Origin of the sequence: Pseudomonas sp. UMAB-40, from assembly GCF_900095275.1 — a bacterium.
Lineage (GTDB): Bacteria > Pseudomonadota > Gammaproteobacteria > Pseudomonadales > Pseudomonadaceae > Aquipseudomonas > Aquipseudomonas mandelii_B.
In genome coordinates this window covers 63,367-86,887 of the sequence record NZ_LT607573.1, presented here as the reverse complement: position 1 = coordinate 86,887, position 23,521 = coordinate 63,367, and the positions used below count along the sequence as shown (strand labels likewise).

The window sequence follows — 23,521 nt, the reverse complement described above, 5'->3', positions numbered from 1 at the left end:
CGGCCAGAAGGAATATAGACCGCAAATCCACAGGTAGCCGATTTCCGGGGGCGGAAAACGACGAATCCCGCCACAAGGGGCGGGATTCGTTTGCAACCAGGGAGGTTCCCGAAGCGGGGAACCACCGTCTTAGCTTGGGAACAGCTCGGACAGTTTCATGGCCAGCATCATGTCGCCTTCAGCGCGCAGTTTGCCGCCCATGAACGCTTGCATGCCGTCGGTCGAACCGTCGACGATGCCTTGCAGGGTTTCGCCGTCCATCACCAGAGTGACCTGGGCGTCTGGGTTTTCGCCTTCTTGCAGCTCACAGGTGCTGTCTTTGACGACCAGCGAGAAGTTCTTGGTGTCGTCGATGCGGAAACCGAATACCAGGTCCAGACCGGCAGCGGCGGCTGGGTTGAACTTGGCTTTCATTGCTTGTACGGCATCAGCTACGGAGGTCATGGTTCGATCCTTTCTTGGGTAATTAGAGCTGGGTGATTACAGCCAGGGTCACAATAGTCCGGACTCAGCGAAACGTGATGAGTTCCGGTGCCTTCAACAGCTGCAAGTGCGCATGACTGTTGAAAGAAGACAGTGCCACCTCGCGACCGCGAAACTTCAGCAGGTTGAGCGAGGTGTTGACGATTTGCCAGTTCAGTTCAAATGCCTGCCTTGCCGGCATCTGAGTAATGAGGTGGAGCAGGGCAGTGATGGTGCCGCCGGAGGTGAACACGGCGATTTTCTGGGTGTTGTCGGCGCTTTCGAGAATGCGGTGAAGACCGGCCTGCACGCGTTCGACAAACCCAAGCCAGCTTTCCAGGCCCGGCGTGTCATAGGTGCCGGCGAGCCAGCGCTCGATGATCAGGGCGAAGATGCGCTGGAACTCAGCACGGTTTTGCGCGGCATTGCGCAGGATGTCCAGGGCTTCGGGTTCATCCTCCAGCATGGCCGGCAGCAGCGCGCGGATCACCGCGTCGGCGTCGAATTCGTTGAAGGCGGAATCGATTTCCAGGGTCGGCACTGGCAGGCCCACGGCAGCGAACTGTTCCAGCGCGCTGGTGGCCGTATGCTGCTGGCGGCGCAGGTCGCCCGACAGGCAGCGGTCGAAGCTGACACCCAGCTCGGCGAGGTGCTGGCCGAGGATTTCTGCCTGGCGAACACCGGTCGGCGACAGGACGTCATAGTCGTCTGCACCAAAGGAGGCCTGGCCATGTCGAATCAGATAGATGCTGCCCACGTCCGCGTCATCCCGGTACGTTGAAGGTTTGGCGAGGTTATGAGGATGACAGTGAGCTGTCAATGAAAAAACATACGCTTGTTTGAAATGCCCGTTACAGGCCTGTTGCCAGAGGTTTCACGGCTGGCCGCCGAGGCGGACCATGGGTATGCTGGCGTTGTCCCGCGCGTGTTTTAAGCCGCGCATCGTTTTGAAGGAGTCACTGTGGAGTTTTTGTCCGAGTACGCCAGTTTCCTGGCCAAGACCGTGACACTGGTGATCGCCATTCTGGTGGTCCTGGCCAGTTTCGCGGCGCTGCGCAGCAAAGGTCGGCGCAAATCGGCCGGCCAGTTGCAGGTCAGCAAGCTGAATGATTTCTACAAAGGGCTGCGCGAACGCCTGGAGCAAACCTTGCTCGACAAGGACCAGCTCAAGGCCTTGCGCAAGTCCCAGGCTAAAACCGATAAAAAGCAAAAGAAGAAACCCGAAGCCAAGCCGCGGGTGTTCGTGCTGGATTTCGACGGCGACATCAAGGCATCGGCCACTGAAAGCCTGCGCCACGAGATCACTGCGCTGTTGACGTTGGCGACGCCCAAAGACGAAGTGGTGCTGCGTCTGGAAAGCGGCGGCGGCATGGTTCACAGCTACGGCCTGGCGTCCTCGCAACTGGCGCGCATCCGCGACGCGGGCGTGCCGTTGACCATCTGCATCGACAAGGTCGCGGCCAGCGGTGGCTACATGATGGCGTGCATCGGCGAGAAGATTATCAGCGCCCCGTTCGCAATTCTGGGCTCGATCGGCGTCGTGGCGCAGTTGCCTAACGTCAATCGCTTGCTGAAAAAGCACGACATCGACTTCGAAGTCCTGACCGCTGGCGAATACAAGCGCACCTTGACCGTGTTTGGCGAAAACACCGAGAAAGGCCGCGAGAAGTTTCAGGAAGACCTGGACATCACGCATCAGCTGTTCAAGAACTTCGTCTCGCGTTATCGCCCGCAACTGGCCATCGACGAGGTCGCGACCGGTGAAATCTGGCTCGGCATCGCCGCGCTGGACAAGCAACTGGTGGACGAACTCAAGACCAGTGACGAATACCTCGCTGAACGGGCGAAGAAGTCCGAGCTGTACCACCTGCATTACGCCGAACGCAAAAGCCTGCAAGAGCGCATCGGCATGGCGGCCAGCGGGTCGGTCGATCGCGTCCTGTTGAGCTGGTGGAGCCGGTTGACTCAGCAACGCTTCTGGTAACACTTTAAATTAACGGTCGCTTTCATTGTCTTGCAGTGAAAGCGACCGTTTTTTTATGGCGGTATATATGTAGCACTTTTAGAAAAATTGGCTCGATAGGCTAGCGGTCCTAGTCAGTTTCGAGTGTTCACAATGTCTTCTCCGCCCACAAACTCAAACACGCCTGTGTTGACGCCAGATCAACAGGGTGTTTTTTTTGATCTGATTAAAAGTAATGCCCCCGTCTGGTTGTTGACCGCCTCAAGTCAACTGCGACGTGAACTTTATGAAAGTCTGAGCGCCAGCCATGGTTCAAGAGGCGAACTCGCCGACCTCCTGAAGGGTTTCAAATCGCCTGAAAGCTTCTGCACGCCGTTGCTGGCCCAAGCCATGTCGGACAAGCTGGGCGCACCGCTTGATACGGTTGGCGTGATCTTCCAGCATGTGCGGTCAACTTCCAGCTTGCTGGGGCTTCGCAAGAAACTGGTCCTGCCGATTGACCGGGATTTGCTCTCGGCGGCCTGTGAGAATTTTGAACTCAGCGAAACAGTGGCCGGAAACTATAGCGATACATCGTTAATTTATATCCCCGAAATCATCACCGGTACGGTCAATAAAGTCTTATCGATAGAACCGCATGAGTTTGCCGCGTTGTGCCGAAAACTCGATCTTGGAAAGCAATACCAGGCGCATGTTAAATCGTTGTTTCAATCAGTCTCCGGAATTAACGAGTTGCGCAACAAGTATATTGCACACGCAAAGAACAGCTTTGAAGCGCAGCGGCATATAGCGCTGATGAAGAAGACGGTCAGTGCAGAAATGCACCAGGCATTGAAGTCGGTCAAGGAACAGCAGCCGGTCAAACTGGGCAACAACACACTGGGTTACCAGGCGTTGGAAATGTTTGATGTCACGATCAATGGCGCGATGTTTATCGGGCCGGTCGAAGAGCATGACGATGACGATTACCGCTGCGTGGTTTACCTGCCGGATGACCCGCTGCACCCGTTGAAGGAATATGCGTCCTTCAAGGATTTCGAGATGGAATTGAGTGGGCGGTTGAGAGCCTCCGCCTTCCGACAATTCTTCATGCGCTACATCAAGCTGGCTGATCGGCCGGCGTTTCTGCCAGCCCTTGAAAAAGGGTTGTTCGCACCGGCTTCCTCACCACTACCCGCGAACAGTGTCTATGTGTCGCTGTCGGGTGTAGATATACAAGACGACATGTTCCAGGAGATCTTTCGCCAGTATGCGAACCAGGTCATCGGCGATGCCCGGCTTCTGGTGGTGCCCACGGACGATGAGGACGAAAAATCCCGGCTGGGCAGGCTGGAGACCTACAAGGCCATAAGCCTTAATGTTCTGCTGTTCGGTGCATCGTTTGTGCCGTTTGTTGGCCACATCCTGCTGGCAGTGACGGTCATGCAACTACTGTCGGAGGTGTATGAAGGCGTGGCCAGTTGGTCCAGAGGCGAGCAGGAGCAGGCCACGGATTATCTGTTCGATACCATCGAAAACCTGATCCTGATGGCCGCGTTTGCCGCCGGTTCGGCGACTGTTGGCACGGCGTATAAAACCATCAGGACTTCCGTCTTCATCGAGCGCCTGAGGAAGGTCCCGGGCGTGGGCGCTCGGGGCCGTTTGTGGAATCCCGATCTGACGGCCTATCAACAGAACCGGCGGTTACCCCGTGCACTTGCACCGGATCCTAAAGGGCTGCACTGGATGGGCGGCCAAGCGTACCTTCCAATTGATACCAGTCTTTATGCCGTGCGTCCAAAAACGGCGACGGAGCTGTGGGAAGTGATCCCCCCAGTCGGAAGCGACAGCACCTATTCACCCGAGCTCGAAACCAACGATGTTGGGGCGTGGCGCCATGACTCGGAGCTGCCGCAAGAATGGGATCGGCTGAAATTGTTTCGCCGTTTCGGTTACACCCGCGACAAGGTGCCAGATACTGCGGCGACGCAAATCCTTGCCGTCTGCGGGATCGATGACACTGTCTTGCGCCAGGCTCACGTTGACCGCAGCAGGCCGCCGGCATTGCTGGTCGATACGGTGCAACGTTTCCGGGCAGATGCTGCGGTCACGGACTTTATCGAGCAGTTGAAAACCCCGTCCTCCGCGGCATTGGCAGACCCGGATCTGCAATTGCATCTGCTGACGGCGTCCAGTCAATGGCCAGACAACTCCGCCATCAAAGTCGTCAATACTGCAGGTCGGCAAGTGGGTTTCTATGGCGCGGCCACGGCGCTATCGGGAAAAACCGTCAACCTTAATCAGGACACTTTGCATAAAGGGCAATTACACACCTCGTTGCTGACCGCCATGGACAGCGCCCAACGCCAAAGCCTTCTGGGCGCCAATACCCCGGACGCGACCGCACGGGCAACGGCCCTGACAAAGGTTGTTGCCGATCAAGCCGAAATCAGCAAACCCGCTCTGTTCGAACGGATTTACAAACGCACCGAAGTGCCAAGTGATGCCCGGGTAACGGTGTTGATGAACAAGATTGCCCATTTACCTTCGGCGATTGCCGAAGAATTGGTGCGGCATGCCGAAGCCGGAGAGTTGAGCAGCCTGGAGGCGGGCAACGTACCGTTGCGGCTGGCGGAGGAAGCTCGTCGTTACTTGCAACGGGTGCAGGTCAGTCGGGCTTACGAAGGGTTGTACCTGAACGCTGTGGGTGGACTTTCCACAGACCGTCTGGTGCTCGACACCCTTGAGCAACTGCCCGGGTGGACCGCTAATGCCAGGGTTCAGATACAGGCTTCGTCAGGCGTCCAAAGCGAGTCGACCAGTATTGGAGTGGCGGACGCGGCGGAGAAGGTGCAAGTCGACGTCCATCCCGATCGATACAGCGTGTCGGTCGGCGACATCACTCCCGCGACCCCGTTCGTGAAACGCACACGCGAACAGTATTTCAAGGCTCTCTGGCACGGACTTTCGGCGCAGCGCAAAACAGCACTGGGCGTGAACCTGGACGACGGCGGGGTGGCGTTGCGACAGAAGATAACGCAGCTCGCCCTGACGCGGCGCACAGCCATTGCGCAACTGATCGATGCACGGCCCCCGCGAGCGGGCTACACCTCCCCGATGGGATTGGCTGACAGGCACGTCGCGTCGCCTTCTTTCCCTGTGCCGGGGCCTGTGCTCATCAAAACCACCCACGACGTACTGGTCCGCAGGGCGTTGGAACTGTATCCGATGCATTCACCTGTAAAAATTCACGCCTTGGTGAATGCGCTAGGGCAAAACTTGATCGAAGTCCTGAAGAAGCTGGAAGCGCTGAGGCTGCAATTTCAGACCATCAGGCAGGTATTGAGCCACTGGGTCAGTCGGCAAACCTGGCATCTGCAGTCCGATGGCTCAAGGCTGGAAGTCAGTCGTCTCAGCAAATATCGCACTGCTCAGGCGATCATTCGCTGTTGGCGCAACGAGCCCGAGTTGACTGAATCGGGCGATAGCCTTCACTCCACGCTCAGGTTTGACACTCAGCCCCTTGGCGAATTGCCGGTCATCGTCGGGGACTTCAGCCATGTAGAGAGGCTGGTGCTGGACGGCGTGGGGGCCAGCGCCGGACTGAACGCGTTCCTGCAAAATTTCGGCAACCTTCGAAGCCTGTCATTGAGAGGCAATCACCTGACGAGGTTACCGCTGGCGTTGAGCTCAATGTCCAGGCTGGTCAATCTGGACCTGGGCGATAACCTGATTCAACTGACCGCCGAATCGGTGACTCAATTGGCCGGTATGACCAGCCTGCAATCGGTAAACCTGGCGTTCAATCCAACCCTTGCGAGGGTTCCCGATATCAGCAGGCTGCAGCACCTGGAATACCTGAACCTGCAAGGAACCGGGATAAAAACCTGGCCTTCGGGCGCCTCCAGTTTGCCCAAGCTGCGTGAGCTCGACTTGCGTGACAACCAGATAGAAACCTTGCCGGAGGATGTCTTCAAAGGGCATGCGGTCCCGAACAAGGGCACCAACCTTCATGGCAACCCGTTGTCAGCCGACACGTTGAAAAAAATCGTTATGCATCAGCAAAAGACCGGCGTGAGCCTGGGGATTATTGCCTCTGAGTATCGTCGGTCAGGCGCATACTCGCCGACCGAGGCTCAAAGTTCCGCATGGCTTGCAGGGCGCGGCTCGACTGAAACCCAGTACAAGCGTGGGTTGTGGGATTCATTACGAGCCTATCCAGAATCCAGGGGCTTTTTCAATGTGCTGGCGCGGCTGTCCGAGACCGCCGATTACAAACGACTTTTCAGTCACTTCAGCCAGCGGGTGTGGAACGTTCTGGAGGCCGCGACTGAAGATGATCGCTTGCGTCGCAGGCTGTTTCGTCTGGCTCAGGTCGGAAGGTTCAGCGCTGATGGCTACTCTGCACTCTTCAGTGAGATGGAAGTCCAGGTGTTGTTCTATCGGGCCATGGCCGCGGCCCTCACCGGGCCTGCTTCGGTGGAGCAGCAACTGGTTACGCTGCTCAGGGGGCTGTTCAGGCTGTATGAGGTCGAGGGGTTCGCGCTGGCGGATATCAATGCGCGGACCGGTTCACAGTCTGGAAGCTACGAGTACGCCTTGGAAATCAGTCTGGCGTATCGCGTAGGGCTGGCCGAACGCCTGGACTTGCCGGCTCAACCAAGAGCGGTGACCTCGGCGTTGAATGTCGAGGTGGCTCCGGCGGCGCTGGAGCGAGCTTTTCAGAAGGTCCTGACCACCGAACGCACCAGCGCGTTACTGGAATGGATGATCACCCAAAGGTTTTGGGTGGAGTATCTGGAGGCAACACATTCGGACCATTTCCTGACGATCGCCGACCGCTCAGCACGAGATTTTGCACGGGTGGAGGGGCAGGCTGAACTCTCCCGCACAGTGGCCACCGAACGCCAGAATGCCATTTTCGACAACTACAAAAATGAACGTCGGGCATTGGTCAGGCAGCTCACTGGCGCGGCATTGATGCGCCATCCTGCACCGCCAGTCCCGGGTCCCAGCAGCGGTTCGGGGGCAGCCCAATGAACGACCCCGCTCACGATCCTGCTGACGACCTTACGCCGTCGGCAATACCGAAGTGGCGTGACGAATTGAACGCTGTCATCGATCTCGCCTTGCCACAAACCCCTGGCCAGCTTGGCGAACGCTTGATCATGGAAAAGTGGGGCGCGGACATCGACCCGCAGACAGCCCTGCTGGTCACGCTCAATTACCACTACAAGGGCCATCCTGCCGAGAACGGTATCGAGCAGGGGCGAGTAGCGAGTTCCCGGTCGTTGCTGCAAGCGCTGTTGTCCAACTATCAGACCGTGGGTGACGGGCGTTTTGCCGAGACGGCGTTCGGCTTGTACACGCCGCCGGACGTCGGGCCGACGGTGCGGATCGTCGAGCACGTCGATGAATTCGCCGATCACGGCAGCGGCAATCACCGGACCTATGAAGGCATCTACCGTCAAACCACCCCGCAAGCGTATGGGCCGCTGACGCAGATCAATCTCCGGCCCGCCGACTTCAAGAAGTGGGTCTGGGAGCTGGAATTGAAGGACCTGTATCAAGCGTCTCTCGATCAGGCATGGCCAGCCGACGCTGTGCTGGTGGCCGCCAGGCCTTACGCATTGAGAACGTCGGTCAAAGCGGCGTTCGTTATGGCGGCCTGGTTGCAGCGACATGAACAACGCCTGACGCAAAAAGGTCTGGCACTTGCGATGCGGGCGGCAGGTCTGCCCACCGATCAGTCGTGGGAAACGCTGACCCTTGAGCAACTGCAAGCACCAACTCGCGTGCCTTCAACCGTCAAGTTCGGCCTTCTGAAACTCTACCGCTACACCGCGACCGATATCTGGGCCTTTCGTGACACCGCCAGTGCCCGCCTGCTGGTGTACATCCCCGACAATTCTGCCCCGCTGCATGAATTCGCCGATACCGCGCAACTGCACCAATGGATTGTCACGCAGGGCAGGTCCAGCGAGGCACGGCAGGCGCTGGCCCGTCACTTTGCCGAAGACGATCGCGAGGATGGAACGTTTCACGCCGGTGTCCTGACGGCGCTGGATGGCATGGCGCTTTATCCGGCAAAACACTGGCTGACCAACAACGCCGGCTTCTTCAACAACGACGGCTACTGGGACCCGAACGAGTACATCGGCTACGACGAACCGGCTGTTGCGACCGATCCATTTGCCCGTTTGGTGCTGACGATGAAGCGGGCCGCACGCTTAGAAATCCTAGCCATCCGTGACGATGCGCAGGTCAATCGGGATCAGTTGAGCGCTGTCGTCGAGCCCGTTGTGGAATGGGTCAACCGTTTTGGCCCGCTCGCTTTGTTTGTCCCCGGCAGCGAGGGGGTGCTGGCATTGGCCGGGCTCATTGACGCCGGGTATGGCCTGAATCAGGCGGTCAACGGAAAAACGCCGGGCCAACGCTCGGAGGGCCGGACCCGCACGGTGTTTGGCTTGCTTAATGCGTTACCGATGCTGGGTGCCGAGTCGGCGCTGAAGGGGGACGCTGCCGAGGCCGATAGCATGGTGGAGCGCGTCCGCGAGCCCGACGTTGAACCGGGAGAGCCGGGCGCCCTTCCTGCGGCGGAACCGGCCGTGGCGCCGACGCCCTTGAGCCACCGCATCGAGCTGATCCGCGGAATCGGCCCCTCGGTGGCCTCCTTCAGCGATGAGGTCCTGGCGCAGATCGCCAAGGTCAGCGCGGTCGACGACGACATGCTGCGGTTGATGCAGGCGGGCCGTCCACCGACCCCTTTACTGGCAGACACGATCAGCCGTTTCAAGATCGACCGGGATCTCGGTCCGGCCGCCGCCCCCGTGCTTTTCAACCAGCGTTACCTCGCGCTGCAAAAGTCGGAGCATGAGTGGGTCCGGCTGTTTCAACGCGAGTACCCGGGCCTGCCGACGAGCGCCATCGAGCAAATGCTCGACCGCTATGGCATCGACATCCAGGCATTGCCCGATGCAGCCGAGGCCAGGCAAGTGCTCGCCCGACTGGACGGCAAGTCACGGCAATACCAGCAGCATGTACGGCTCGATCGAGCCTATGAAGGCTTCTATCTGCACTCGGTCGCGAACGCCGAGACGGACACCCTGGCATTGCACTCCCTGAAAAATCTGCCTGGCTGGCCAAAAGACCTGCGAATCGAAGTCCTCGACGGTTCGTCCACTGGCCGGATTCTTGACCGTTGCGGCCCCCTTGATACTCCTCATTACCGAAAGGTCATCAAGGTCGGAAACCGTTACCTGCGCCAAGGCCGGCAAACCGATTTCTACGACGCGCTACTTGGCCTGCTGATGGACGAGGAACGCTCGGCGTTGCACCTCTCGTCAGCAGATCCGGCCAGCGCGTTGCGGCTCAAACTGCGCGATCGGGCATTGCCCCGTGCTGAAACCGTGCTCGGCCTGCAAAGGCTGGACACAGGAATGACCTTCGAGCCACAGGGGCTGCGCGGCGGTGGTTACCCGACGACCCCTCAGGGAGACGCCCTGAAAGTTCAAGCGATCAAGTTGCAGATCAAGGACATTTATCCAGATATCAACGACGCGGGCATTGATCAGGTGTTGCTGCTCGCGGAGGGCAGGGTGCAGGCGTATATCGACCTGCTGAATCTGCAACTGCAACAGCTCAACGTCGACTTGACCCACTGGGTCGATCAAGCGGCGCAAGACATTGCTGACATGGACATCCCCTTTGTGGCCTTGGGGGATGAAGAGGCGGAGGGGATGAACCCTGCGCAAATCGCCGTGCACAATGCCCACCTGGTGCACGCCGCCCTGCAACAGGAGAGAGGTGTCAGGACAGAGCTCGCCGAGGAGCTTGTCGCCCTTTGGCAAAAACGCGGGCCGCTGCAGGATCGTGTCTATGTCGATGGGCAACTGCGCGGTGTCCGGCTGGATCTGGCCTTCGAGGACTTTCACCGATTACCCACGCTGAATGCCAGGTTCAACGATGTCATCGAGTTGTCGATGCAAGGTTTTCACATGACCGAGCACGACAGTTTGAACGGGTTCCTGGAGAGCTTTCCAAACCTTGAAGTGTTGAATCTGGAAGGTGTCGACTTGCGTCCTTTCTTCGTGGGGGGCGACGCAGGGCGCGCCTTGCCACCTATCATCGGCCAATTGCCTCAACTGCTCTCACTCAATCTGCGAGCCACACGGCTGGTATTCACTGAACGCGCCGCTTCACAGTTGAGTGATCTGACCCACCTGCAAACGCTCGACCTGAGCGACAACCCGTTGGGCGTACCGCCGGTGGTGCTGGGCATGAACAACTTGCGCCAGCTCAACCTGAGGAATACAGGGATTAGTCGTTGCCCGGTCGGGATCAAGGATGAGCCTTATCTGACAGTGCTGGATTTGCGCGACAACCGTATTACCCGGGTTCCGCCCGCAATCATCAATCAGGCGGTGGCGGACGACCGCGTGCTGCTATGGGGCAATCCGTTGACGGACGAGGACACTTTGCGCCGGTTGATCAATCATCGTGAACAGACGGGCGTCAATCTGTGGCTGAGCGCTCCGGGTGCAGATTATGGTTCGCCGTCGGTGTGGTTGCGCGACTGCGACGAAGCGTTGCAAAAATCCCGGCAAGCCCTTTGGCAGCGATTGGCAGGTAAACCCTCCGGCATGCGGTTCCTGGCCGTCATAGACCGGCTGAGCCTGACAGCCGACTTTCGGGTCAGCTACCTGTCACTTCAGGCCCGGGTCTGGCGATTGATGCAAGAGGCCGATGCAACGGACGAAATATGGGGGCGAATGAGTGGCGGCAGCGGGCGGTTTGATCACCCATTGGCGGCATTCCGGGCGCTGGAGGCGCGTGCGGGTTTCTAAGCGAAGGAGGGGGCCTTGAACCCCGGGCGGGGTTCAAGGTGTGCCGGTATCAGCGGCGACGGAACAGCGGCAGCGGTTCGTCGGTGGCGGCCTGATAGGTCACCGAGAAGTCCTTGAGACCTTCAAGGGCTTCATGGGGGTCTTTATCGGCTCGAATGGCAAAGGCGTCGAACCCGCAGCGATGCATGTAGAAGAGCTGGTCGCGCAGCACATCGCCGATCGCCCGCAGTTCGCCTTTGAAGCCATAGCGGTCACGCAGCAGACGCGCATTGGAGTAGTTGCGGCCATCGGTGAAGGCCGGGAAATTCAGGGCGATTACCTTGAACTGATCGACGTCTTCACCGATTTCCTCGGCTTCTTCATCGGCATCCAGCCATACGCCCAGACCGCCATCGCGGGCCTTGAGCATGCGGCTGTGTTCACGCCACAGCGTCAGCGGGACGATCAGGTCGTCGCAGTTGCTGATCTCGTCGATGTTGAAATCCTTGGGCAGCAAGTGCCAGGTTTCGTCGACGACCTCGTTGTTCTTAATGATTCGCTGCATAGACGCGTTCCTTGAAGAGGTCGATGCCAATACGCTGATAGGTGTCGATGAAGCGCTCGTCTTCGGTACGTTGTTCGATGTACACGTCGATCAGCTTCTCGATCACGTCAGGCATGGCTTCCTGGGCGAAGGACGGGCCGAGGATCTTGCCCAGGCTGGCGTCGCGGCTGGCGCTGCCACCGAGGGACACCTGGTAGAACTCTTCGCCTTTCTTGTCCACCCCGAGAATGCCGATGTGGCCGACGTGGTGGTGACCACAAGCGTTCATGCAGCCGGAGATGTTCAGGTCCAGCTCGCCGATGTCGAACAGGTAGTCCAGGTCTTCGAAACGACGCTGGATCGACTCGGCGATCGGGATCGACTTGGCGTTGGCCAGCGAGCAGAAATCACCGCCAGGGCAGCAGATGATGTCGGTCAGCAAGCCGATGTTCGGCGTGGCGAAACCTTGCTCGCGCAATTCGCCCCACATCGCGAACAGTTGGGACTGTTCAACGTCGGCCAGAATGATGTTCTGCTCGTGGGAGGTGCGCAGTTGACCGAAGCTGTAACGATCGGCCAGGTCGGCCACGGCGTCGAGCTGCTTGTCGGTGATGTCGCCCGGTGCAACACCGGTCGGCTTCAGGGACAGGGTCACCGCCACATAGCCAGGCTTTTTGTGGGCCAGGGTATTGCGGGTGCGCCAGCGGGCAAAGCCCGGGTGCTGCTTGTCGAGCTCGGCCAGTTCAGCCGCCTGGTTGTCCAGGGCCTTGTAGTCCGGGTCGACGAAGTGTTTGGCGACACGGTGCACTTCAGCCTCGGTCAGCGTGGTCTGGCCACCGCGCAGGTGTTCCATTTCCGCGTCGACTTTCTGCGCGAAGACTTCAGGCGTCAGGGCCTTGACCAGAATCTTGATCCGCGCCTTGTACTTGTTGTCGCGACGGCCATAGCGGTTGTAGACCCGCAGGATGGCGTCGAGGTAGCTCAACAGGTCTTGCCACGGCAGGAATTCATTGATGAACGCGCCCACCACCGGTGTACGGCCGAGACCACCGCCCACGAGTACGCGGAAGCCGAGTTCGCCGGCCGCGTTGTGCACCGGCTCAAGGCCGATGTCATGGACTTCGATGGCCGCACGGTCAGAGGTCGAACCGTTGATGGCGATCTTGAATTTGCGCGGCAGGTAGGCGAATTCAGGGTGGAACGTGGTCCACTGGCGCACGATCTCGCACCATGGGCGCGGGTCGATCAGCTCATCGGCAGCGACACCGGCGAACTGGTCGGTGGTGACGTTGCGCAGGCAGTTGCCGCTGGTCTGGATCGCGTGCATCTGCACGGTCGCCAGTTCTTCCAGGATGTCCGGGATGTCTTCCAGCGCCGGCCAGTTGAACTGCACGTTCTGCCGGGTACTGATGTGGGCATAGCCCTTGTCATAGTCGCGGGCAATCTTGGCCATCATCCGCGTCTGGCGCGAAGTGAGCTGGCCATAAGGCACCGCCACCCGCAACATCGGCGCGAAGCGTTGGATATAGAGCCCGTTTTGCAGGCGCAGGGGGCGGAATTCTTCTTCGCTCAGCTCGCCTGCCAGATAGCGTCGGGTCTGATCACGGAACTGCTTGACGCGGTCCTCGATGATCCGCTGATCGTACTCGTCGTATACGTACATATAAGTCCTGTTCTCAGGCTTGGGCCGGTCGGTTCCAGTTGCGTTTTTCGCTTGCTGAAGTCTCCGATACTGCCTCGGCAATTCTGCGCGCACGGCCGCGCACTCCCTACGGAGCCGGGGCAAGATACCAGTTTGCAGTTATGCGCAAAAGTGATGTTTGAGTATATGTAAAGAACCAAAACGACTAACGAGATCCGTTATAGATAGACCCGTATTTGTCGTGAGGGCAATCGTCGTCTTTACTGTGGTCGAGTCTTTATGCAATCACCGATAAAACCGACAAGAGGCGATGCAATGAGCAACCCTACCAAAGCGACAAAACCTGATAGCACGGTCGATGCTTGGGCGATTCTGTTCCTGATCATCCTGGTCGTGGGCACTGCGGTATTTTGGGTCAGCCATCAATAACCGACCCCGTCCGGGCCCGGTTCCGACGATTGTCGGACCAAAACCGGAATAAACGCCGTTTACCGGAACTTCGCTGGCTATAATGCGCGGCGAAAATTTCCGGGGGCTCGGGCGTTAATGTTGAAGTTTGTCTACACCTTCCTGCTGATGCTTGGCGCGGCTTATGGCCCTGTCGCGCATGCAGAGTCGGTGTTGTTCCTCAATCCGGGGAAGACGGATGAGGCCTTCTGGATCAGCTATTCGCAATTCATGCAGGCGGCCGCCAAGGATCTGCGCATTGATCTGCGCATTCTTTATTCCCAACGCATGCCCGAACTCACCGTGGCACAAGCTCGCCTGGCCCTGCAAGGTCCCGATCGTCCGGACTATCTGGTGTTCGTCAACGAACAGTATGTCGCTCCGCAGATTCTGCGCCTGGCTCAAGGCAGCGGGGTGAAGCTGTTTACGGTCAACGCTTCGCTGACAGCCAATCAGCTGAGCCTGCTGGGCGAGCGTTCCGATCGATTGGGCAGCCTGGTGCCGAACGATGAGGAGGGCGGCTACCTGATGCTCAAGGAGCTGATTCGCCAGCATCCACCGGTGGCGCCCGGTCAGGTCATCGAGTTACTGGCGTTTTCCGGCCTGAAGATCACGCCGTCGGCCCAACTGCGCGAGCAAGGCATGATGCGCGCCTTGGCCGAGCACCCGGAAGTACGCTTGCGCCAACTCGTTTACGGCGGCTGGAACCGGGACCGGGCCTATGAACAGGCCAAATTGCTGTTCCGGCGTTACCCGAAGGCCTCGTTGGTGTGGTCTGCCAATGACGAAATGGCGTTTGGCGCCATGCAGGCATTTTCGGAGGCGGGTGGCGTGCCCGGCAAAGATGCCTTGTTCAGCGGGGTGAACACGTCGCCCGCTGCTCTGCAGGCGATGGTTGACGGTCGCATGAGCGTGTTGTTGGGCGGGCATTTCACGTTGGGCGGTTGGGCGCTGGTGGAGTTGCATGACTTTGAAATGGGCGTGGATCTGGACCAGTACGGCGGGCGCGACCAGCTGATTCCGTTACTGCACCTGATCAACAAGGCCCAGGCCAAACGATTGCTGGCCATGGGCGTGACACCGGATTACGGGGTGAATTTCCGTCGTCTGTCGGCCAAGGGGCGGCCGGCGTCCTATCGCTATCCGTTCAGCCTGCAAACCCTGATGCGCTAACGCCCGGCCAGATGCACCACCAGCTGCACGATGCCGAACAGCGTCAATGCAAACACCGCCGTAAACAGAATCCCCAGAATCACGAAATGACTCGGCTTGCCGTGGGTGAAGTCCCGCGCCCGGTTCTTCCCGCTCTGCACCCCGAACGCCGCCGCCATGACACTTTGCAGCATCTGCCAGAACGTCGGTGGCTTGTTGTCGACTGGATCGTCCATAAATCCCTCGTCACGTATGTGTGAGTCGTAAGCATAGACAATGCACACGAATCCTGTGGGAGTGAGCCTGCTCGCGAAGGGGTCATAACAGTCAACTTCTTCGTTGACTGTTATGACCCCTTCGCGAGCAGGCTCACTCCCACAGGGGGATCTTCTTTGGCCAAGGTGGTGTGGCCAGGAGTCTGGGTTAGTTGTCGTACCCAAGGTTAGGGGCCAGCCACCGTTCGGTCACGCTCAGTTCCTGCCCTGTACGCGATGTGTAGCTCTGCACCTGGTCCTTGTCGATCTTGCCCACCGCAAAGTATTGCGCCTGCGGGTGAGCGAAGTACCAGCCGCTGACCGCTGCCGCCGGGAACATGGCGTAGTGTTCGGTGAGGAATACGCCGCTGCGGCCGGCCTGCATTTCGCTGGCTTCAGGGTCGAGCAAGGCGAACAGGGTGCTTTTCTCGGTGTGATCCGGGCAGGCCGGGTAGCCCGGGGCAGGGCGGATGCCGGTGTATTGCTCTTTGATCAGTGCCTCGTTGTCGAGGGTCTCATCCTTGGCATAACCCCAGTAGTCTTTACGCACTTGCTGGTGCAACCATTCGGCACACGCCTCGGCCAGTCGGTCGGCCAGGGCCTTGACCATGATCGAGTTGTAATCATCGCCCGCGTCTTGATAAGCCTTGGCCACTTCTTCAGCGCCGATCCCGGCCGTGGTGATGAAACCACCCACGTAATCGGTGATTTCGCTGTCCTTCGGCGCGACGAAGTCGGCGAGGGAGAAGTTCGGCTTGCCGTCGGTCTTGATGATCTGCTGGCGCAAGTGATGCAGCTTGGCAATCGGCTTGCCGTCATCGCCGTAGACTTCGATGTCATCCTCACGCACCTGGTTGGCCGGCCAGAAGCCGAACACCGCACGGGCGCTGATGAGTTTCTCGTCGATCAGCTTGGCGAGCATTTCCTGGGCATCGGCGTACAACGAGGTCGCGGCTTCACCGACCACTTCATCCGTGAGGATGCGCGGGAACTTGCCGGCCAGGTCCCAGGAGATAAAGAACGGCGTCCAGTCGATGTATTCGGCAAGTACCTTCAGATCAATGTTGTCCAGCACACGCGATCCGGTGAAGGTCGGTTTGACCGGCTCGTAGGTGCTCCAGTCGAACTGCGGCTTCTTGGCGATGGCCGCCGGGTAGCTCAGGCGTTCAGTGCGGGCGCTGCGATTGGCCGTGCGCTCGCGAACGTCGATGTATTCCAGGCGAGTTTTCTCGACGAACGCCGGTTTCAATTCCTTGGACAGCAGCTGCGTCGCCACACCCACGGCGCGGGAGGCGTCGGTGACGTAAATCACCGCATCGTTGCTGTACTTCGGCTCAATCTTCACCGCCGTGTGCGCCTTGGAGGTGGTCGCGCCACCGATCATCAGCGGCAGATGGAAATCCTGACGCTGCATCTCGCGGGCCACGTGGACCATTTCATCCAGCGAAGGCGTGATCAGACCGGACAGGCCGATGATGTCGCACTTCTGCTCCTTGGCCACTTGCAGGATTTTCTCCGCCGGGACCATCACGCCGAGGTCGACGATGTCGTAGCCGTTACAACCGAGCACCACGCCGACGATGTTCTTGCCGATGTCGTGCACGTCGCCTTTCACCGTGGCCATCAGGATCTTGCCCTTGGCTTCCGGCTTGTCGCCTTTTTCCAGCTCGATGAAGGGGATCAAGTGGGCCACGGCCTGTTTCATCACACGGGCGGATTTCACCACCTGCGGCAGGAACATTTTGCCGGCGCCGAACAGGTCGCCCACGATGTTCATACCGGACATCAGCGGGCCTTCGATCACTTCTATCGGACGCGTGAACGACTGGCGCGATTCTTCGGTGTCTTCCACGATGTGCGTGGTGATGCCCTTGACCAGCGCATGCTCCAGACGCTTGTTGACGTCCCAGTTGCGCCACTCTTCGGTCTCGGCTTCCTTGACGCTGCCATCGCCCTTGTACTTGTCGGCGATGGCGAGAAGGGCGTCAGTGCCGTTCGGCGTGCGGTTGAGCACAACGTCTTCGACTGCGTCGCGCAGCTCGGCCGGGATCTGGTCGTAGATCTCCAGTTGCCCGGCGTTGACGATACCCATGGTCAGACCGTTGCGGATCGCATACAGCAGGAACACCGAGTGGATCGCCTCACGCACCGGGTTGTTGCCGCGGAACGAGAACGACACGTTGGACACGCCACCCGAGGTCAGGGCAAAGGGCAGTTCGTCGCGGATGTAGGCACAGGCGTTGATAAAGTCCACAGCGTAGTTGTTGTGTTCTTCGATGCCGGTGGCCACGGCGAAGATGTTCGGGTCGAAAATGATGTCTTCCGGCGGGAAGCCGACTTCGTTGACCAGAATGTCGTAGGAGCGTTTGCAAATCTCTTTCTTGCGCGCTTCGGTGTCGGCCTGGCCGGCTTCGTCGAACGCCATCACGACCACGGCAGCGCCATAGCGCTTGCACAGTTTGGCGTGGTGAATGAACTGCTCTACGCCTTCTTTCATGCTGATCGAGTTGACGATGCCCTTGCCCTGGATGCACTTGAGGCCGGCTTCGATCACTTCCCATTTCGAGGAGTCGATCATGATCGGCACACGGGAGATGTCCGGTTCACCGGCAATCAGATTGAGGAAGGTCACCATGGCCTTCTTCGAATCGAGCATCCCTTCGTCCATGTTGATGTCGATGATCTGGGCACCCGCTTCAACCTGTTGCAGGGCCACTTCCAGCGCTTCGGTGTAGTTGTCTTCACGGATCAGGCGGGCGAATTTCGCCGAGCCGGTGATGTTGGTGCGCTCTCCGACGTTGACGAACAGCGAACTGCGGTCGATGGTGAACGGCTCCAGGCCCGAGAGGCGACAAGCCTTGGGGATTTCCGGGATAACACGTGGCGCATAACCGGCCACGGCTTTGGCGATGGCTTCGATGTGGCCCGGCGTGGTGCCGCAGCAACCGCCGACGATGTTGAGGAAACCGCTCTGGGCGAATTCTTCGATGACCTTGGCGGTTTCCGAGGGCAGTTCATCGTACTCGCCGAATTCGTTCGGCAGGCCGGCGTTCGGATGCGCCGAAACGTGGGTGCCGGCCTTGTTCGACAGTTCTTCCAGGTACGGGCGCAATTCGCTGGCACCGAGGGCACAGTTCAGCCCGACCGAGATCGGCTTGGCGTGGGCGACCGAGTTCCAGAACGCTTCGGTGGTCTGGCCGGACAGGGTTCGGCCGGAGGCGTCAGTGATGGTGCCGGAAATCATGATCGGCAGTTCGATACCCAACTCTTCAAACACACCTTGCACGGCGAAGATCGCGGCTTTGGCGTTCAGGGTGTCGAAAATGGTTTCGATCAGGATCAGGTCAGCGCCGCCTTCGATCAGGCCTTTGGTGGCCTCGGTGTAGTTTTCCACCAATTCATCGAAGGTCACGTTGCGGTAGCCGGGGTTGTTCACGTCCGGCGACAGCGAGCAGGTGCGGCTGGTCGGCCCGATCACGCCAGCGACGAAGCGCGGCTTGTCCGGCGTTTCCAGGGTCTTGGCGTCGGCCACCTTGCGTGCCAGGCGCGCGCCTTCTACGTTTAATTCGTATGCCAGGCCTTGCATGCCGTAATCGGCCAGGGAAACCTGGGTGGCGTTGAAGGTGTTGGTTTCCAGAATATCGGCGCCGGCATCCAGGTAGGCTTTCTCGATGGAGCCGATCACGTCCGGGCGCGTCAACACCAAGAGGTCGTTGTTACCTTTGACGTCGCTTGGCCAGTCAGCAAAGCGTTTGCCGCGATAATCCTGCTCTTCGAGCTTGTAGCTCTGGATCATCGTGCCCATGCCGCCATCGAGAATCAGAATGCGCTCTTTGAGGGCGTGCTTGAGAGCTTGAAGGCGAACACTGCGATCGGACATTGGGACTACTCGGAAAGACCATGACGAAGGGCCGGGATGATAGCAAACCTGTGCGCTTTTAGAGCATGTCCCGGATTTGCATGAATATCGCTCATGTTGGTGCGAGGGCCGGAACGGTAGAATCGCGGCGATTTTTCAGGAACGGGACCTGGGACATGTCGTATCGCGTCATCACCAGCATTTTGATGCTGCTTATAAGCTGGGATGCCGTGGCGCAGGGTCCGGCCATTTCCTACACGCGTGACATTCAACCGATCTTTACCGAAAAGTGCGTGGCCTGCCATGCCTGCTACGACTCCGCCTGTCAGCTCAATCTGGGCAGCGGCGAAGGGGTGGTGCGTGGCGCGACCAAAACCCCGGTCTACGATGGTGAACGCAGCCAGGCGGCGCCACCGACCCGGTTGTTTTATGACGCTTTCGGCAAGCGTGCCTGGCAACAGAAGGGCTTCTATTCGGTACTCGACGCCCAAGGCAGTCAGGCGGCGTTGATGGCGCGAATGCTGGAACTGGGCCACAAAACCCCGCTGCAACCCAACGCCAAGCTGCCTGAAGACATCGTCCTGGGCCTGAACCGGGAAAACATGTGCGCCATGCCGACGGAGTTCGACGTCTACGCCAGTACCCACCCGAAAGAAGGCATGCCGCTGGCGGTCACCGGCCTGACCGACCAGCAATACCAGACGCTCCAGCGCTGGCTGGCCTCCGGGACGCCTATCGATGAGCAAGGCCTGGTCCCTAGCGCAAAAGAAGCCTTGCAGGTGGTGCAGTGGGAAAACCTGCTCAACGCTCCGGGCGCCCGGCAAAGTCTGGTCGGCCGCTGGTTGTTCGAGCATTGGTTTATCGCCCACCTTTACTTCAAGGACGGTGAGCCTGGGCATTTTTTCCAATGGGTGCGTTCGCGCACCCCGACGGGACAGCCAATCGACCTCATCGATACTCGACGCGCGAATGACGATCCGGGCACGCAGGTTTATTACCGTTTGTGGCCGGTGCAAGGCGTGATCGTGCACAAAACCCACATTACCTATCCGCTGAGCGCAGCGAAGATGGCGCGGATCAAAAGCCTTTTCTATAGCGGCAACTGGCAGGTCGATGCCTTGCCGGGATACGGGCCGGAGCGCCGGGCCAACCCGTTCAGCACGTTTGAAGCGATCCCGGCTCAAGCGCGTTATCAGTTCATGCTCGATAACGCCGAATACTTCGTCCGCACCTTCATTCGCGGCCCGGTCTGCCGTGGCCAGATCGCCACGGATGTGATCCGTGACAACTTCTGGGCGCTGTTCCAGGCGCCGGAGCACGACCTCTACATCACCGACCCGAACTACCGCGGCCAGGCCACGCCGTTGTTGGCGATGCCGGGACAAAACGACGATGTCGGCAGCGTCCTGGGCCTGTGGCATGACTACCGCGACAAGCGCAACGAGTACGAAGCGCTACGCCGGGACAATTACGCCGATCTGCCGGCGCCGAGTTGGTCGACCCTGTGGGCGGGCAACGACAACGCGCTGCTGAGCATCTTTCGGCATTTCGACAGCGCGTCGGTGAACAAGGGCCTGATCGGCGAAGTGCCGCAAACCATCTGGCTGTTTGACTATCCGCTGCTGGAGCGCACGTATTATCAGTTGGTGGTCAACTTCGACGTGTTCGGCAACGTGTCTCACCAGGCCCAGACACGTCTGTACTTCGACCTGATCCGCAACGGCGCGGAGCAGAATTTCCTGCGCCTGATGCCGGCCGATTCGCGGGATGACTACCTCAATGATTGGTACCAGAGCGGCGGCCAGTTCAAGATGTGGCTGGATTACGAAGCCATCGACAATGACAAGCCGACGGCACTGAAACTGGATGAGAAGGACCCCAAGCGCGACTTCGCGATGCAACTGCTGGCCCGTTACGGCGAGCTCGATGCCAGGCCCGATCCAATCAACCGTTGCGACGGCGCGTACTGCTCGCGACCGAACATCGACCCGGCGTTGCAGAGTGCCGAGCAGGCGCTGAGTCGCCTGACTTCGCGCCCGGCGGCCGGTTTGAGGGTCATCGATCAGTTGCCGGAAGCGACCATGCTGCGCATCGAGACGGCGAGCGGCAAGCGCGAGGTCTACAGCCTGCTGCGCAACCGGGCCCACAGCAATGTGGCCTTCCTGCTCGGTGAATCGCTGCGCTATCAGCCGGGGCTCGACACCTTGACGATTTTTCCGGGTGTGCTCAGCAGCTACCCGAACTTCATGTTCAACATTCCTGCCGACCAGGTGCCGGCGTTCGTCGATGCGATGGAAAACGCCAAGGACGCGCACCGCTTCGAGAAAATTGTCGAGCGCTGGGGCATTCGCCGCAGCCATCCGCAGTTCTGGTTTTACTTCCATGACCTGAGTCGCTACGTCCAAGAAACCGAGCCGGTGGAAGAGGGCGTGCTGGACATGAACCGGTACGAGAATCTTTGATCGACCTTTAAGCGTGGGCAGGTGTCGGATTTCATAGGCACCGCCAAACCCCTGTGGGAGCGGGCTTGCTCGCGAAAGCGGTGTATCAGCAACACTGATGGCGACTGACACACCGCTTTCGCGAGCAAGCCCGCTCCCACAGGGGATGTGTGGTGGTTTTGGGATTGCGATCGGAGGAGCGCCGATGTTGATTTCAGTACAGGCACTGCGCGCCGTCGCGGCCTGGACCGTGGTCTGCCACCACTTCATGCAGATTTTCTTCGACTTCAAGGCCCGTGGCCCCGTGGGGCAGATGTTCATCGACAAGGGCGCGGTGGGCGTTGATATTTTCTTCGTCATCAGTGGCCTGGTGATCTTCCTGTCCACCGAAGGTAAATCGCTGCCGCCCGCACGGTTTCTCTTGTATCGACTGTTTCGCATCGTGCCGGCGTACTGGCTGTACACGGTGCTGATGGCGTTGGTGGTCGTGTTCGCACAGCCTGTGTTGCCGGACCAGACGGTCGACTGGTCACATTTCCTGCTGTCGTTGTTATTCATTCCCACGGAAAACCCCGGTGGCTACGGGATCTATCCGACCCTCAATGTCGGCTGGACGCTGAACTACGAAATGCTGTTCTACGTGCTGTTTGCCTGGGCATTGCTGTTCCGCTTGCAGGTTCGGCTGCTGATCGTCGCGGCGTTGCTGTTTGCGGTGTGCCAGGCGTGGACCGGTTATGGCTGGATCAGCGAGTTCTACCGCTCGGACATTGTTTATGAGTTTTTGCTGGGGATCGCCATCGGCATGATCTATCGGCGCGGCTGGATCAAACCCGGTTTCTGGCTGCCCTTGTTGGGGATTGGCGGCGCGTTGCTGGCGATTTATAACCTGGCGCCGCAGCCACGCTTCCTGGCCTGGGGCGTCCCCGGTGCGGTGTTGGTGATGGCGTGTATGGCGCTGGAGCGCTATGTCGAGAACTCCCGGCTGTTCAGGGTGCTTGGCGATTGTTCCTACTCGGTTTACCTGATGCACGTGTTGGTGCTGTCGGTTGGCGGGTTTGTCGCACAGCGTTATGGGCTAAATCCTTACCTGATGTTCGCCGTTTGTGTGGTGGCCATCGGCGTGGCGTCCTGGGCAAGTTACGAATATGTAGAAAAACGCAGCTATCGGTGGCTTAAAGAGTGGATCGACGGCGAATCAGCGAATAACGCGGCTCTGGCTCTTTCCCGACAAAAATACTAGGACTTTGTACGGCGCGATGATTGGCGTAAACTGCGCCCAAGCCTGCGAGGAGTTTCCATGACCGCTATTACCATCACCGACGCCGCCCACGATTATCTGGCTGATCTGCTCTCCAAGCAGAACACCCCGGGTATTGGCATCCGCGTCTTTATCACCCAGCCTGGCACCCAGTACGCCGAAACCTGCATTGCGTACTGCAAGCCGGGCGAAGAAAAACCTGAAGACACCGCGTTGGGGCTCAAAAGCTTCACCGCCTACATCGATTCGTTCAGCGAAGCTTTCCTGGATGACGCGGTCGTCGACTATGCCACGGACCGCATGGGCGGCCAGCTGACGATCAAGGCGCCCAACGCCAAAGTCCCGATGGTCAATGCTGACAGCCCGGTCAATGAGCGTATCAACTACTACCTGCAAACCGAGATCAATCCTGGGCTGGCCAGCCACGGCGGTCAGGTCAGCCTGATCGATGTGGTCGAAGACGGCATCGCCGTGCTGAAGTTCGGCGGCGGTTGCCAGGGCTGCGGCCAGGCAGACGTCACCCTTCGCGAAGGCATCGAGCGCACCTTGCTTGAGCGCATTCCCGAGCTCAAGGGTGTACGCGATGTGACGGACCATACGCAGAAAGAAAACGCCTACTACTAAGGTGTTCGCTGCGAAATGAAAAAACGGCACCCGTGAGTGCCGTTTTTTTATGGGTGAAATTCACTGGCCCC

The 23,521-nt window shown here is 59.2% G+C and carries 13 protein-coding genes; 7 read left to right on the top strand and 6 right to left on the bottom strand.

Going from position 1 to position 23,521, the window contains the following annotated elements; translation table 11 throughout:
• Positions 1-129: 129 nt before the first annotated feature.
• Positions 130-444 (bottom strand): SCP2 sterol-binding domain-containing protein, encoded by a 315-nt coding sequence (locus K0F88_RS26840; protein ID WP_046062064.1) that lies wholly within the window; start codon positions 442-444, stop codon positions 130-132.
• Positions 445-508: 64 nt separating this feature from the next.
• Positions 509-1,219 carry a histidine phosphatase family protein gene (locus tag K0F88_RS26835; RefSeq protein WP_219097234.1) on the bottom strand — a complete coding sequence of 237 codons (711 nt, stop codon included), beginning with the start codon at positions 1,217-1,219 and terminating at the stop codon, positions 509-511.
• Positions 1,220-1,423: 204 nt separating this feature from the next.
• On the opposite strand from K0F88_RS26835, the gene sohB reads away from it, so the two are divergent.
• From sohB to K0F88_RS26820, 3 genes are all read left to right on the top strand, one after another.
• Positions 1,424-2,446: a protease SohB gene (gene sohB / locus K0F88_RS26830; protein ID WP_219097233.1), complete on the top strand. Its 1,023-nt coding sequence runs from the start codon at positions 1,424-1,426 to the stop codon at positions 2,444-2,446.
• Between the two features lie 132 nt (positions 2,447-2,578).
• Complete coding sequence (locus K0F88_RS26825) at positions 2,579-7,444, top strand: NEL-type E3 ubiquitin ligase domain-containing protein (RefSeq protein ID WP_219097232.1); 4,866 nt, start codon at positions 2,579-2,581, stop codon at positions 7,442-7,444.
• Positions 7,441-11,250: a dermonecrotic toxin domain-containing protein gene (locus K0F88_RS26820; RefSeq protein ID WP_219097231.1), complete on the top strand. Its 3,810-nt coding sequence runs from the start codon at positions 7,441-7,443 to the stop codon at positions 11,248-11,250. Before K0F88_RS26825 ends, K0F88_RS26820 begins: the two co-directional genes overlap by 4 nt.
• Positions 11,251-11,299: 49 nt before the next feature.
• Here the strand turns inward: K0F88_RS26820 and K0F88_RS26815 are convergent, their stop codons facing one another.
• Both K0F88_RS26815 and K0F88_RS26810 read right to left on the bottom strand, forming a co-directional pair.
• A complete protein-coding gene (locus tag K0F88_RS26815) occupies positions 11,300-11,794 on the bottom strand; it encodes a DUF934 domain-containing protein (protein ID WP_219097230.1) in 495 nt (164 codons plus the stop codon).
• A complete protein-coding gene (locus tag K0F88_RS26810; RefSeq protein ID WP_219097229.1) occupies positions 11,778-13,436 on the bottom strand; it encodes a nitrite/sulfite reductase in 1,659 nt (552 codons plus the stop codon). Before K0F88_RS26810 ends, K0F88_RS26815 begins: the two co-directional genes overlap by 17 nt.
• Positions 13,437-13,961: 525 nt before the next feature.
• Between K0F88_RS26810 and K0F88_RS26805 the strand changes: the two genes are divergently transcribed.
• A complete protein-coding gene (locus K0F88_RS26805; protein ID WP_219097228.1) occupies positions 13,962-15,035 on the top strand; it encodes an ABC transporter substrate-binding protein in 1,074 nt (357 codons plus the stop codon).
• Here K0F88_RS26805 and K0F88_RS26800 read toward each other — a convergent pair.
• Positions 15,032-15,250 carry a DUF2970 domain-containing protein gene (locus tag K0F88_RS26800; protein WP_010460924.1) on the bottom strand — a complete coding sequence of 73 codons (219 nt, stop codon included), beginning with the start codon at positions 15,248-15,250 and terminating at the stop codon, positions 15,032-15,034. The two genes, K0F88_RS26805 and K0F88_RS26800, sit on opposite strands and share 4 nt — an antisense overlap.
• 187 nt (positions 15,251-15,437) lie before the next feature.
• Positions 15,438-19,148, bottom strand: a complete 3,711-nt coding sequence (metH, locus tag K0F88_RS26795; protein ID WP_219097227.1) for a methionine synthase — start codon at positions 19,146-19,148, stop codon at positions 15,438-15,440.
• 155 nt (positions 19,149-19,303) lie between these two features.
• Between metH and K0F88_RS26790 the strand changes: the two genes are divergently transcribed.
• From K0F88_RS26790 to nfuA, 3 genes are all read left to right on the top strand, one after another.
• Positions 19,304-21,589 carry a fatty acid cis/trans isomerase gene (locus K0F88_RS26790; RefSeq protein ID WP_219097226.1) on the top strand — a complete coding sequence of 762 codons (2,286 nt, stop codon included), beginning with the start codon at positions 19,304-19,306 and terminating at the stop codon, positions 21,587-21,589.
• 184 nt (positions 21,590-21,773) lie between these two features.
• Positions 21,774-22,808: an acyltransferase gene (locus tag K0F88_RS26785; protein WP_219097225.1), complete on the top strand. Its 1,035-nt coding sequence runs from the start codon at positions 21,774-21,776 to the stop codon at positions 22,806-22,808.
• A gap of 57 nt (positions 22,809-22,865) precedes the next feature.
• Positions 22,866-23,450, top strand: coding sequence for a Fe-S biogenesis protein NfuA (gene nfuA / locus K0F88_RS26780; RefSeq protein ID WP_007898222.1), 585 nt, complete (start codon positions 22,866-22,868; stop codon positions 23,448-23,450).
• The last annotated feature ends 71 nt before the right edge of the window (positions 23,451-23,521 follow it).

What these genes read in the sequence shown, in the direction of transcription:
- K0F88_RS26840 (WP_046062064.1), bottom strand. Translation starts at nt 444, where the DNA reads ATGACCTCCGTAGCTGATGCCGTACAAGCAATGAAAGCCAAGTTCAAC.
- K0F88_RS26825 (WP_219097232.1), top strand. Translation starts at nt 2,579, where the DNA reads ATGTCTTCTCCGCCCACAAACTCAAACACGCCTGTGTTGACGCCAGAT.
- K0F88_RS26820 (WP_219097231.1), top strand. Translation starts at nt 7,441, where the DNA reads ATGAACGACCCCGCTCACGATCCTGCTGACGACCTTACGCCGTCGGCA.
- K0F88_RS26815 (WP_219097230.1), bottom strand. Translation starts at nt 11,794, where the DNA reads ATGCAGCGAATCATTAAGAACAACGAGGTCGTCGACGAAACCTGGCAC.
- K0F88_RS26810 (WP_219097229.1), bottom strand. Translation starts at nt 13,436, where the DNA reads ATGTACGTATACGACGAGTACGATCAGCGGATCATCGAGGACCGCGTC.
- K0F88_RS26805 (WP_219097228.1), top strand. Translation starts at nt 13,962, where the DNA reads ATGTTGAAGTTTGTCTACACCTTCCTGCTGATGCTTGGCGCGGCTTAT.
- K0F88_RS26800 (WP_010460924.1), bottom strand. Translation starts at nt 15,250, where the DNA reads ATGGACGATCCAGTCGACAACAAGCCACCGACGTTCTGGCAGATGCTG.
- metH (WP_219097227.1), bottom strand. Translation starts at nt 19,148, where the DNA reads ATGTCCGATCGCAGTGTTCGCCTTCAAGCTCTCAAGCACGCCCTCAAA.
- K0F88_RS26790 (WP_219097226.1), top strand. Translation starts at nt 19,304, where the DNA reads ATGTCGTATCGCGTCATCACCAGCATTTTGATGCTGCTTATAAGCTGG.
- K0F88_RS26785 (WP_219097225.1), top strand. Translation starts at nt 21,774, where the DNA reads ATGTTGATTTCAGTACAGGCACTGCGCGCCGTCGCGGCCTGGACCGTG.
- nfuA (WP_007898222.1), top strand. Translation starts at nt 22,866, where the DNA reads ATGACCGCTATTACCATCACCGACGCCGCCCACGATTATCTGGCTGAT.